The 12336-nt window shown below is 68.5% G+C and carries 10 protein-coding genes; 2 read left to right on the top strand and 8 right to left on the bottom strand.

Annotated features, from left to right (window positions below; genetic code table 11):
• Window positions 1-23: 23 nt before the first annotated feature.
• The 6 genes from PJB24_RS00935 to PJB24_RS00910 all read right to left on the bottom strand — a co-directional run bounded on the left by PJB24_RS00935 (window position 24) and on the right by PJB24_RS00910 (window position 7444).
• Window positions 24-1208 (bottom strand): glutathione-independent formaldehyde dehydrogenase, encoded by a 1185-nt coding sequence (locus tag PJB24_RS00935; RefSeq protein WP_273841693.1) that lies wholly within the window; start codon window positions 1206-1208, stop codon window positions 24-26.
• A gap of 285 nt (window positions 1209-1493) precedes the next feature.
• Window positions 1494-3137, bottom strand: coding sequence for an acyl-CoA dehydrogenase family protein (locus PJB24_RS00930; RefSeq protein ID WP_273841691.1), 1644 nt, complete (start codon window positions 3135-3137; stop codon window positions 1494-1496).
• 16 nt (window positions 3138-3153) lie between these two features.
• Window positions 3154-4731: an NPN-dependent hydroxyacid isomerase, LarAH14/15/16 family gene (gene larAH, locus PJB24_RS00925; protein ID WP_273841689.1), complete on the bottom strand. Its 1578-nt coding sequence runs from the start codon at window positions 4729-4731 to the stop codon at window positions 3154-3156.
• Between the two features lie 30 nt (window positions 4732-4761).
• Window positions 4762-5493 (bottom strand): MOSC domain-containing protein, encoded by a 732-nt coding sequence (locus PJB24_RS00920; RefSeq protein ID WP_273841688.1) that lies wholly within the window; start codon window positions 5491-5493, stop codon window positions 4762-4764.
• A complete protein-coding gene (locus PJB24_RS00915) occupies window positions 5490-5972 on the bottom strand; it encodes a GAF domain-containing protein (protein WP_273841685.1) in 483 nt (160 codons plus the stop codon). The genes PJB24_RS00920 and PJB24_RS00915 overlap by 4 nt, the downstream gene beginning before the upstream one ends.
• An 83-nt stretch (window positions 5973-6055) precedes the next feature.
• Entirely contained in the window at window positions 6056-7444 is a 1389-nt protein-coding gene (locus PJB24_RS00910; protein WP_273841684.1) for a cytosine permease, read from the bottom strand.
• 302 nt (window positions 7445-7746) lie between these two features.
• Between PJB24_RS00910 and PJB24_RS00905 the strand changes: the two genes are divergently transcribed.
• Entirely contained in the window at window positions 7747-8763 is a 1017-nt protein-coding gene (locus PJB24_RS00905) for an aromatic ring-hydroxylating oxygenase subunit alpha (RefSeq protein WP_273841682.1), read from the top strand.
• The gene (locus PJB24_RS00900) at window positions 8760-10055 is read left to right on the top strand and encodes a cytosine deaminase (RefSeq protein ID WP_273841681.1); all 1296 of its coding nucleotides are present in this window, start codon (window positions 8760-8762) and stop codon (window positions 10053-10055) included. The genes PJB24_RS00905 and PJB24_RS00900 overlap by 4 nt, the downstream gene beginning before the upstream one ends.
• Here PJB24_RS00900 and PJB24_RS00895 read toward each other — a convergent pair.
• Both PJB24_RS00895 and PJB24_RS00890 read right to left on the bottom strand, forming a co-directional pair.
• Window positions 10052-10987, bottom strand: coding sequence for a cysteine peptidase family C39 domain-containing protein (locus PJB24_RS00895; protein WP_273841680.1), 936 nt, complete (start codon window positions 10985-10987; stop codon window positions 10052-10054). The genes PJB24_RS00900 and PJB24_RS00895 overlap by 4 nt on opposite strands.
• Window positions 10988-11126: 139 nt before the next feature.
• Entirely contained in the window at window positions 11127-12332 is a 1206-nt protein-coding gene (locus tag PJB24_RS00890) for a zinc-dependent alcohol dehydrogenase (protein ID WP_273841678.1), read from the bottom strand.
• Between the last annotated feature and the right edge of the window lie 4 nt (window positions 12333-12336).

The raw sequence follows: 12336 nt of genomic DNA, 5'->3' as shown, positions 1-12336 counted from the left end.
CTTCACACACTCCGCGGCGTCGGCTACGAGCCGGGCTTGAGGATGACCTTGGTGTATCCGTCGATGCGCTTGTCGAACTTCTGGTAGGCGTCGGGGGCTTCCTCCAGCGGCACCTCGTGGGAGACCACGAACGAAGGCTCGGCGCGCCCCGAGGTGATCAGATCGCGCAGGTAGTGGTTGTAGCGCTTGACGTTGCACTGCCCGGTGCCCATCCGCAGCCCCTTCTCGAACATCCGCCCGATGGAGACCAAAAGCTGTCCCCGCTTGGCGGCGTCGTCCGGCGCACCCGGGTCGGAGGGGACGTAGAGGCCGGGGACGCCCAGCGCGCCGGTAGGCCTGACGCACTCGATGAGGGTGTTCAGGACCACCGCTGGCTCCTCGCGCTCGCCGCCGCGGGCGTGGGCCTGGTACCCGACGGCGTCTATCCCCTTGTCAACCCCGCGGTTGGCTTCGTTGTCGACCGAGAGGGTCGAGAGCCGGTTGCCCGGCGTCTGATCCTTGATGTACTCGACCGGGTCGACCTCGTCGAAGTTGACCGGGATGCAGCCTATCTGCTCGGCCTTCTCCAGCCGCTCCCTGACCCGGTCGACGACGAAGACCCGATCGGCGCCGCGGATCATCGCACTGTAGGCCGCCATCAGGCCGACCGGCCCGGCCCCGAAGACCGCGACCGTCTCACCGGGCTTAACGTCGGCGAGCTCGGTGCCGTGGTATCCGGTCGGGAAGATGTCGGCGAGGAGCGCGTAGTCGGCCTCGTGCTCGTCGCCGGGCGGGAGCTTGAGACAGTTGAAGTCCGCGAAGGGCACCCGCAGATACTCGGCCTGCCCGCCCATGTACGGCCCCATCGCGACGTACCCGTAGGCCCCGCCGGCGAAGCCCGGGTCGGGGTTGACCGTCAGGCAGAAGCCGGTGTAGCCCCGCTGGCAGTTGCGGCAGAACCCGCAGGCGACGTTGAACGGCATCACCACCCGGTCGCCCACCTGCAGCGAGGCTACGCCGGGACCGACTTCCTCGACGATGCCCAGGTTCTCGTGCCCGAAGACGATCCCCGGCTCGGCTGCCGTGCGTCCTTCGTACATGTGCAGGTCCGACCCGCAGATGCAGGTCGAGGTGATTCTGACGATCACGTCGTTGGGATCCTGTATCCTTGGATCCTCCACGTTCTCCACGGCGACCTCGAAGGGTCCCTTGTACACGACCGCTTTCACGGCTTACCTCCTTTTCCCCGAGAGACTCCCACGCTTGTTCAGCCCGTTGCCGGGGCACGACGAAACCGGGCCCGCCCAGAGGCCCCGCAGCTTCCGAGGACTCCGTTGTGGCGTACGGGCGCAGCGCCCGGCGAAACGGTCGCCCCGCGGTGTCCTGGTCCACACACCAGCCGGTCCGTCGAGATCTTCCTTTCCCCAGCCCTTCAGGCTCCACCATGCTACTCCGGGTGCCAGCCTCACGCAACGCGGATTCCCAGATAGCGGGAATCCATCCTCCCGCCACGCTCAGAGCGCGGGCCCGGCGGTCTCGGGAAGGGCGCGGCTCAGGATGGGGTCGAGGTCAAGCCCGGCCGGGAGGGTGCCGAAGGCGTGCCCCCAATCCCCGGCGAGCCGGGAGGCGCAGAAGGCGTCGGCGACGGCCGGGTGGGAGTACCGGACGAGGAGGGCCCCCTGCAGCGCGAGCGCCATGCGCTCGACGAGCCCCCGGGCGCGCAGCTCCACCTCCTCCGGGCGGGCGAGCTCGCGTCGCAGCGCGCGCACCGCTCCGTCCAGCCGGCGGTCGGCGCCGGAGGCGGCCTCGAGCTCGGCGGAGAACGCCTCGACGCTCGCGGGCTCGCGGGTCATGGCGCGCAGCACGTCGAGCGCGGCGACGTTGCCCGAGCCCTCCCAGATGCTGTAGAGGGGCGACTCGCGGTAGAGGCGCGGCATCCCGGACTCCTCCACGTAGCCGTTGCCCCCGAGGCACTCCAGGCACTCGACCGCGTGGGCGGACCAGCGCCTGGTTACCCAGTACTTGGAGACGGGGATGGCGAGCCTCCCGAACGCCGCCTCGGCGGCGTCGCCGCCGAGCGCGCGGTCCATCGACCCGGCGAGCCGCAGAGCGAGCGTGGTCGCGGCCTCGGACTCGACTGCGAGGTCAGCGAGCACGTTGCGCATCAGGGGCTGCTCGACGAGACGCCGGCCGAACGCCCTGCGGTGGCGGGCGTGGTGGACGGCTTGGTGCAGCCCCCAGCGCATCCCGCCCGCCGCGCCGATGACGCAGTCCATCCGGGTCACGTTGACCATCTCGATGATGGTGCGCACGCCGCGCCCCTCCTCCCCGACGCGCCAGGCGACCGCGCCGTCGTACTCGACCTCGGCGGAGGCGTTGGAGCGGTTGCCGAGCTTGTCCTTGAGCCGCTGCAGGTGCATGCGGTTGCGCTCCCCGCCGGGCAGGACGCGCGGCAGGAGGAAGCAGGTGAGCCCTCCCGGGGCCTGCGCCAGGACGAGGAAGACGTCGCTCATCGGCGCCGAGCAGAACCACTTGTGGCCGGTCAGGCGGTAGGTCCCGTCGCCCGCGGGCTCGGCGCGGGTGGTGTTGGCCCGCACGTCGGAGCCGCCCTGCTTCTCGGTCATCGCCATCCCACAGACGAGGCCGCGTTTTTCCTCCGGGGGCCGGAGGCCGAACTCGTACTCGGGGGAGGTGAGGAGGGGCTCGAGGCGTCCGGCGAGTTCCGGCTCGGAGCGCAGGGCCGGAACGGCGGCGTAGGTCATCGTCACGGGGCAGCAGTTGCCCTGCTCGGGCTGCGTCGCCCAGACCAGGTACTTCGCCGCGCGCACGAGGTGGGCGCGGGGGACGGGGTCGCGCCACGGCCCTCCCGAGAGACCGAGCGAGACCGCCGTGCGCATGAGCTCGTGCCACGCCGGGTGGTACTCGACCTCGTCGATGCGGTGGCCGTAGCGGTCGTGGGTGTGGAGGACTGGCGGGTACTCGCTCGCCAGGCGCACAAGCTCCTGGATGCGGGCCGATCCGACGAGCCGGCCCAGCTTGCGCACCTCCGCCTCTCCTGCACCCTCGCGGCGCAGCGCCTCGAGCAGCGCCGGGTCGTCGGAGGCGTCGTAGTCGACGAGGGGTGGGACCTGGTTGAAGACCTCGTGCGTCTTGCTCATCCTCACCCCACCGGGATCAGCTCACCTCGCACATGAACAGCGGCGGCAGGTGCATGTAGGTGATCTCGGGGCTCGGCCCGACGGTGTCCTCCGCCATCTCAAGCGCCTCGGCGATGGTGTCCGCGCGCCTCAGGCCCATGCGGGAGGCGGCGTTCGGGTTCGCGCCGACCACGATCACGTCCCCCAGATGGTCGAGGGCGTGGGCGCCCCAGTAGAGGACGGTGAAGGGGTGGGCGCCGTGGTAGGCGTAGGAGTTGCGGTAGAGGGTGCGGTACCAGGGGTCGGTCGCGTACTTCTCCTCGTAGCGGCGGGCGATCTCGCGGATGTCGTGGGTCTCGGAGAACGCCTCGTTGTAGAGGTCCAGGTAGGCCGGGTGGTGGATCTTGTGGAACTGCTCCGGCATGGGGTGGGTGCCGATGAGGACCCCGCCCTTTCGCACCAGCGGCTTGCCCCTGTAGAGGTTGAAGAGGTAGCCGAGGAGCATGTTGAATACGAGCAGCGGGTTCATGATGGAGTTCACGTTGTACGGGCCGAGGTAGGGTATGCCCATCAAGAGCACGTCGGCCTGCCCCTCGACGGGGACGAGCTGCTGGCGGTGGCAGTTCTCGAGGGTCCTCTCGTGCACCGGCTCCGTGGCCCCGGCCTGGATGCTCGTCATGCGGTGGGGGGCTTTTATGGAGTGGAAGATGCGGTGCGGGATCGCGTTCGGCAGCCTCTTCGTGGCGGCGTGGTTGGCCAGGAAGTTGGCCTTCGTGATGGGGCTCCACTCGTGCTCGGGCTTCTCCATGAAGTCGAAGACGGGCGGGAAGGCTGCGTTGTTGAGGGTCGTCTCGATGTGGAAGACCCTGACGTGCTCCTCGAAGAGGCGCCCCATCCGCGCGACGGAGGCGTGCAGTGCGGAGTTGGGCGGGTCCATCAGGGAGCGGCTGTGGTGCAGGGTTTCGGGGTTGTGGTGGTGGCGGATCGAGGCGTAGGGCGAGAGCCCGGTGTGCACCGATTTGTGCCCGCCGTCCATCGGGATGTAGTTGATGTTGACGTAGACGAGCAGGTCGCTCTCGGCGACCCGGCGGCTCACGACGACCTCCTCGCCCTTCTCGGTCTTCCCTATCGGGACGTTGCCCTCCGGGTCTTCGGCGTCGTAGTTGTAGAGCCTCTCGGGGTAGAAGGCGCTTATTATCTTCTTGCCCAGGCAGTGCTCGAGCTCCTTGCGGGTCATCCTGCGGTGGAGCCCCAGCGCCGCGATCAGGTGTATGTCCTCGACCCCCCTGGCGTAGGCCTTCTCGAGCACCTTCTCGATGACGAGCTGCCTTATGTCGGGCTGCTGCATCGGCGGCAGGGGCAGCGAGATGTCGTCGAAGGCGATGGTGAGCTTCATGCCGGGGTGTAGAAGCTCGTGCAAAGGCTCCATCTCCAGCGGGGAGAGCAGCGCGCGCTCTATGGCGACGTTCTCGTCGGGCAGCGGCTCCAGCGGTCCCGGGGCGTAGATGACGCGGGTGCCCTCGGGCAGCTTCTCGTAGTGGAAGCCGTCCCCGGCGTTGAACATCATCGGCGGGCTCGTCTTCTCCAGGTATATCGTCTGGCTGGGCCGGCTCATCTCACCTCCACGTCTTCTCTCGGGCGGACCTTATTCTGAGGCCGCAGTCCCCGGCTGGCAAGGTCCTGGTTCAGACGGGCCCTTCGAGCCTCTCCGCGCGGCGTCCTCCTCCATCCCGGCGAGCCGGCGGCGGAGGTCCCTCCGCCAGGAGGTCGGTACCCAGCGGCAGGACAAAAGGTTTTCGATCCCCTCCGCATCGTCCCGGTCCCGGTGCATGACCCTGTTCGCCTCCTCCACGCTCACGGTCCCCGGCGGACGGTCCAGCAGGAGGAGTGCGTCGCCGGCTCTCACCTCTCCCTCCTCCAGGACCCGCAGGTAGAAGCCGGTCATCCCGCTCTGCTGGGTGAGGAGGGCGATGTTCCGGACACCGTGGCGCCAGGCGGGCTTGTAGCAGGGGCGTCGCGGCTGGCTCACCTGCACCACCGCCCCCCCGAGCCGGCAGACGTCCCCTAGGTGGACGTCCTCCTCGGTGACACCCCGGGTGGAGAGGTTCTCGCCGAAGGCGGCGAGGCCGATCTCCCGGCCGAGCATCCTCCGCCAGCGTACGTAGTGCTCCGTGGGGTAGACGAGCGCGGCCTTCTCGGGCCCGCCGTGGTTCTTGCGGTCGGCCTGCTCGTCGCCGGCGAAACCTTCCCGCCTGAGCCACACCGCCCCGGGGGCGGGCGCCTTGAAGATCGCGCTCGGCACGCTCTTTCGACGCCCCTCCAGACGGGCCACGCGCCCGAGGTTCACGCCCAGGACCCGGGCCGCGTAACCCGTCATCCGGCGCTCGCGGCGAGCGCGGCGACCCGCGGGGCGACGATGCGGGCGGCATCCTCGAGGAGTGTCTCGTCCTCCTCGCCGAAGGCGCCGACCTCGTCGCTGTCGACGTCGAACTGGCCGACGATACGGCCCGCGTGGCGGATCAGGACCACGATCTCCGAGCGGGTGCTCAGCGAGCAGGCCAGATAGTTCTCGACCTCGCGCACGTCGCCGACGAGCTGGTTCTCGCCCTCGGCGACGGCGGTGCCGCAGACGCCTTCGCCGACTGCGATCCTCTCGTGCGAGGCCGGGGCGCTGCAGGGCCCGAGCACGAGCTCGTCTCCCTTCAGCAGGTAGATGCCGGTCCAGTGCCAGCGCGGGTGCGACTCGTGCAGCAGCCGCACCACCTCCTCCAGGACCTCTCGGTCTGGCGCGCTGGAGGAGACGAGGTGCGAGATCCTCTCCTTGAGCTCGCGGTCTTCGCTCCCTGCCACAGCCATGTGAGACCTCCTGCAATTGCCGCTTCCAGGCTCCTGCAGAGGTTAGCCCTTCCCCGGCGGAGGCGCAAACCCCGCAGGGTCGCTCAGCGACCCGTCCGGCGCAGTTCGATCGGGCGCAGGATCACGTAGACGACCGCGGCGAGGACTATGCCAAGCTCGAAGCCCACGTCCACGCCGTAGGGTTTGTTGACGAGGTCTGCGACCGGCCCGACGAAGTACTCCTGCGACATCCCGAGGAACGCGCCGAAGAGCCCGACGGCCATCGCGCAGAGCGCCGCCCAGCCGAGCGGCAGCCGCGAGCGGCGGTTCCAGTCATCGGCGTTGTAGCTGCCGCGGCGGAAGAGCAGGTGCTCCAGGATGAGCACTATCGACCAGGGCCCGAGCCAGTAGGCGATGATCAGGAGGAATCCGTCGAGCGTAGCACCAAAGCTCTGTGACGCCGGCAGCGCGATGAGGACGTAGAGTATGGCGCCGGCGAGCGTCCACACCCAGCGGGGAACGCGCTGGAACGAGCGGCTTATGACCTGCATCGAGAGCCCAAGGCTGTAGTCGTTGGGGATGTTGTTCGCGACGACGCTCAGGGCCAGAAGCCCGACGAGCACGTCTCCGAAGCCACCGAGCGGAGCCACCGCGCCAGCGAGCAGCTCCCCACCCTCCTTGCCCTTGAGTGCGGGAACCGTCGTGAGGAAGAGGCCAAGCGTCTCCAGCAGGACGCAGGCGAGGAAGACACCCAGATAGGTCATCGCGAAAACCCGGCGGGCTGGGGTATCCTCCGGCTGATTGACGTTGTAGTCGGCGGCGTAGGAGCTCCAGCCGGTCGCGAAGCCGTAGATCGCACCCCCGAAGGAGACCATCGAGGCTATCTCGGCGGTATGCAGCGCGGGGGTGGGGACGATCCTGAAGTGCGGTGCGGCGACGGCGGTGATGATCAGGAAGATTATCGCCATCGGGATCCAGGCGTAGCGCTCGTAGCGGTGGACGTAGCGGTAGCCGTAGATACTCACCAGGGTGGTCAGCGCAGCGATGATGAGTACCCCCGCCCAGCGGGGAACCGCATCGTGCGTGACCGCGGCGACGAGCTGCCCGCCGATTATCACGTTCACCGCCGACCAGCCGATGCACGCGGCGACGTTGAAGCATGCCATGATCGCGGCACCCACCCAACCGAAGGAGAATCGTGAGATCGTCATCTGCCTGAGGCCCAGCTTGGGTCCCAGCGTGGAAAAGAACGCGACCGGCAGCACCCCGAGCGCGTTGAACAGCACTATGATCACGATGCTGTCCCAGAACCCGAGCCCAAAGAGCGGTATCGCGAGAGCACCCAGCGACACAGTCGAGAGGACCAGGTTCGCCGAGAACCACATCGTGAAGTTGTCCAGTATCCTGACGTGCACCCGAGCTTTGGGTGAGACACGCTCGATGCCGTGGGTCTCTATGCCTTCTTCTTCTGGAATCTCTACGACGTCTGCCATGCGGTTCCTCCACAAAACAGGCCGTCCCAGCGGGAGCGGCACGACGCACACTCTCCCCACCGAAAACTCCCCGAAAACCTGCACAGGTTGTTCCGGCGGGCGATCGACGGGTGAAGTTTAAACCCTCGGTCCACGCGGGTCATCAGCCATCCAGGGTAGAGGACGCCAGGCCCCCACGCCTTGTACGGCGGGCCAGAGATCATCCACCGTACACCCGCAAGATCAGGCCTGGTGTAGAAGACGAGAATATGCCCCGCGCGGAGACTACCGTCGGGACGAGCCGTGCACTATCATGTGGATCCGTGAGAGTCCCAGAGGACAAGATAGAAGCCTATTACGACGCCCTCTCGGCCTTCTGGCATCCCGTAGCACGCTCCGCAGACCTGGTAGAGAGTCCGCTCGGAGTGAGGCTGCTCGACCGGCGGCTGGTCCTCGCCCGCCTCGAAGGAGAGGCGGTGGCGTTCGAGGATCTGTGCCGCCATCTCGGCGCGGCGCTCTCGATCGGGGACGTCGTCGAGGGGTGTCACCTGCGCTGCCGCTACCACGGCTGGAGCTACGATCGCACTGGCCGTTGCGTGGACATCCCGGCCAGGCGCGGACGCCCCATACCTCGCGAGGCGAAGGTGAGGCGCTTCCACACCCGGGAGGCGTACGGGATCGTCTGGGTGTGCCTGGCCGGCGAACCGCAGCACGATATCCCGCCGTTCCCCGAGTACAGGGACGAAGAGTTCCACAAAGGCCCCTTGAGGACATACGGACCGTGGCGGGCGAGCGTGCCGCGGGTGGTGATGGCCGCGCTCGACGATACCCACTTCCCCTGGGTGCACCCCGGCATCCTGGGTGACCCATCCCAGCCCGACCCCCCTGAGCACGAGGTCTGGCGGGAGGACGGCCGCCTCCTCTCCACCTACACAATGCTCCAGCCCGACAACGACACAGTCGCGAGCGGGGAGGATCGGCCGGCGCTCGAGAAGGTCACCTACACCAACCACCTGACCCCCACGAGCATCCGGCTAGTCAAGGAGAGCGCCGCCGGCACCTACGTGATCTGGCAGGCATCCTCCCCGATCTCGTGGGACGAGACCCTCGTCTTCTCCTACCAGGCGCGTACCTTCGACAGGGGGGCGGATCGCGACCCGGACTACGAGCGGCTGCAGGACGAGATCCAGGAGCAGGACCGCCCCGTCGTCGAAAGCCAGCGGCCCTGGCTCCTGCCGCCCTTAAGCTCGCGGATGATGCTCTACATCCGACCCGCCGACCTGCCGCTGATCTCCTACCAGAAGTGGCTTGAGGAACTCGGCATCCCGCAGCAGTTATGAGCCGGGCCGACCTCCTCCTGCGCAACGCCCGTCTGACGGACGGACGCCTGGTGGATCTGGGGATCGACGGGGGTGTCTTCATCAGGATCGGTGAAGATTTGGAGCTCGACGCGGAGCGGGAGCTGGACGCGAGGGGTCGACTCACGATTCCCCCTTTCATAGACAGCCACGTCCACCTCGATGCGGTGCTCACCGTCGGAGAGCCGCGCTTCAACCGCAGCGGGACGCTGCTCGAAGGGATCGAGATCTGGGGTGAGCGCAAGCAGAGCCTGAGCAGAGACGACGTCAAACACCGGGCCCTGGAGGCGATAAAGTGGGAGGTGGCGCAGGGGACGCTCTTCATCCGCAGCCACGTCGACGTCTGCGACCCGGAGCTCACCGCGCTCAGGGCTCTGATCGAGCTGCGCGAGGAGGTGCGCGATCTCGTCGAGCTGCAGCTCGTCGCCTTCCCGCAGGACGGGATCTACGCCACGCCCGGGGGTCCCGCGCTCATGGAGGAGGCGCTGCGGCTCGGGGCGGACGTGGTCGGCGGCATCCCCCACCACGAGCCGACCCGCGCGCTCGGCGAGAGGGACGTCCACCTCGCCTCGGAGCTCGCGAAGAAGTACGCGCGGCCCCTCGACCTGCACATCGACGAGACAGACGACCCGAACTCCCGCTTCACCGAGGTCCTCGCGTGGGAGGCCGTCGAGGGCGGCTTCGGGAGCCGGGCCACCGCGAGCCACTGTACCGCGATGCACTCCTACGACGACGCCTACGCGTTCAAGCTGATCCGGCTGCTCGCCAGATCGAGCATCAACGTCGTCGCGAACCCCTTCGACAACACCGTCCTGCAGGGCCGCTTCGACACCTACCCGAAGCGGCGCGGGATGGCGCGGGTGAAGGAGCTCCTCGAGGGGGGTGTCAACGTCTCGTTGGGGCACGACTCGATCATGGACCCCTGGTACCCGCTCGGGCGCGGCGACATGCTCGGCGCCGCCTCCCTCGCGCTGCACGTCCTGCAGATGAGCGGCGAGGAGGAGATTGGGGAGATGCTCGAGCTGGTCACGAACCGCGCCGCCCGCACTCTGGGGGTGGAGGATGGATACGGCATAGAGGAGGGCAGACCAGCGAGCTTCGTCGTCCTCGACGCGCCGGGCACGTTCGACGCGCTGCGCCTCGACCCCGCCCGCCTGTGGGTGGTGAAGGACGGCAGGATCGTGGCCGAAACCGAGCCCTCCCGCACCACGCTCTACCGCGGCGGCGGAGAGGAGAGCGTGGACTTCTCGCGCAACCCGGAAGGCTCTCTCTAACCCCGCAGAAGGCCCGCGAGTTCCTCCTCCATCCCGGCAAGCCGCTCGACGACGGCGGCCACCTCGGGCCAGCGCCTCCGTACAGCGAGGTACTGCGCCTCACCGAAGAGCCGGGCCTGCCCCTCCAGGATTCCGGCAGCTTCCTCCCTGCAAGCCTCCCGCAAGAAACGGGCGGCGTCGAGGCCGCGCCGAGCGGCGAGCGGCAGCGCGAAATGGGTCAGGTGTCCGACGAGCACCGGCGGCATCTCCCTGCGCAGGTCCCCGGCCAGCATCCGCAGCGCCCGCGGACCGCCGTATGCTACGGGACCGCCTGGATCGTGTTCGACGTTCTCCCAGGCCAGGGGCAGCGTCCGGGAGATGGACTCCTCCCTGCGGACTTCCTCCACCCGGCGGAAACCGCTGCGCAAGGTATACGGGCCACGCTTGTAGTCTATGGCATCCGCCCTCCAGGCTTCGAGCAGCTCGGCGGCATCCATCACGGCGCAGGGATATCCGGCCGGGTCGTGTAGCAGGATCTGGTCCCCGATCACTTCCAGAACGACGACGAAGTGGTCGACACCGCGCACGTAGGCGGCCTCCGGGTTGTACGGGAGGTACCCCATGTCCAGAGGACCGGCCAGCACCGGCCCCGCCTCTACCGCCTCCCTCAACCGTTCCAGGGCCTCCTCGCCGCTCCCACCGTACCACTCGTCGCACGACCAGCCCAGAGCACCGAGAGCCCGCCGAAGCCCGCGGTCGGGGTCGGGGCCGGAGAAGAAGACCAGCGGTCCTTCCTCCAGCCGCAGGTAAGTGTTCCCGAACGGCATCGTCGTCAGGCACTCCAGGAACCCGGGCCCGGGCAACTCTCGTTTGTCCGCTCCGGAGGCCAACAGGCTCATGTGCAGGCTGTCCGAGTAGCAGTAGGTCCCATTCCCCGTGTAGATGACTCCCACACGCTCTCCTTCTCTATCTGGCAAGTGGAGTCTACGGCGGTCTCCAGAAGGATTCTGCGTGCGGGGCTACTGAAAAATCCTGGTATAGTGGGGATGATCGAAGCCGGAAAAATTCCCGTCGGCCAGTAATCCCAGACCCTCAGATAGGACGCAGGTCGAAGGCGACCTTGACCAGCCCCTTCCTGCCGGCGGAGCGGGCGGCGGCTACGGCCTCCCGGTAGGCTTCGATCCGGAAGAGCGGCCCGACCAGGCTCTGAAGATCCAACTCCCGGGCGAGGCGCAGCGCGAGCGCGAAGCTCTTCACCCGCTCTCCCGCGTACTCCTCGTAGCCGTAGGCGTAGCTCCCGGCGAGACCGACCTCCCCGTGCCAGAGCGGGGTGAGGTCCAGGCGGCTGCGGGCCCCCGGCATCCCGACGAAGACGACCTCCCCACCGGGGCGGGTGAGCCTGATGGCGTCCTCGACGGTCCCGGAAACCCCGACGCACTCGAAGGTTCGGTCCGCGCCGCCGAGGACGACGGGCTTCCCGAGCTCGGGTTTTTCGACCCTCGCGCCGAGCCGTGCGGGAAGCTCACCGTAGAGCTCGCCCGGAGATGCGACCTCGTCGGCCCCCAGGCGCAGCGCCTCCTCGCGCTGGCGCGGATGCTTTGCGATGCAGACGATGCGCCCCGGCCGCCCGAGGTGCCGCAGCGTGGCGACGACCAGCAGCCCGACGCTCCCCGCCCCGAGGACGAGGACGGTCTCTCCCGGTTCTGCGCGGAGCGCGGCGTGCACCGCGCAGGCCAGGGGCTCTACGGCGACCGCCGCCTCGTCGGGCAGATCCTCCGGGACGCGGTGCAGCTGGGATGGATGCGCGACGAGCGTCCCCTCGCACCACCCGCCCCCGGTGTCGCGGCAGAAGCCGGTCTGGATGCCGGGGGCGAGGTCTCCCCCGGTCACGTTGGTGCAGAGGGCGTACTCCCCGGCGGCGCACATCCGGCAGGGGGGATCTATCCCGCGCACCTCGCAGCCGAGCGCCGGCTCGACGACGACGCGCTCTCCGGCGGTGAAACCGGAGGCGTCTTCGGCCACCTCTCCCACGATCTCGTGCCCGAGGACGAAGGGCGGGGAAGTCAGCGGGGAGAAGTAGGGCGAGCTCTTCGAGAGGAGGGTCGCGAGATCCGAGCCGCAGATACCCGAGAGGCGGGGCTTCACGCGCACCCACCCCGGCGCGGGGAGCGGGGGTTCCGGGACGTCCTCGAGGTTCAGCGGTGAGAGGCGGGAGGTCTCGATCCTCTCGATGCGCCCGGCAGCGGCACGCACCAGCAGGTAGCGCGGGGCGGACTTGTGGTAGACGAGGGCGCGCAACCTC

The sequence above is a fragment of the Rubrobacter calidifluminis genome, assembly GCF_028617075.1.
GTDB classification, from domain to species: domain Bacteria; phylum Actinomycetota; class Rubrobacteria; order Rubrobacterales; family Rubrobacteraceae; genus Rubrobacter_E; species Rubrobacter_E calidifluminis.
This window is presented reverse-complemented; position numbering and strand designations above follow the sequence as displayed.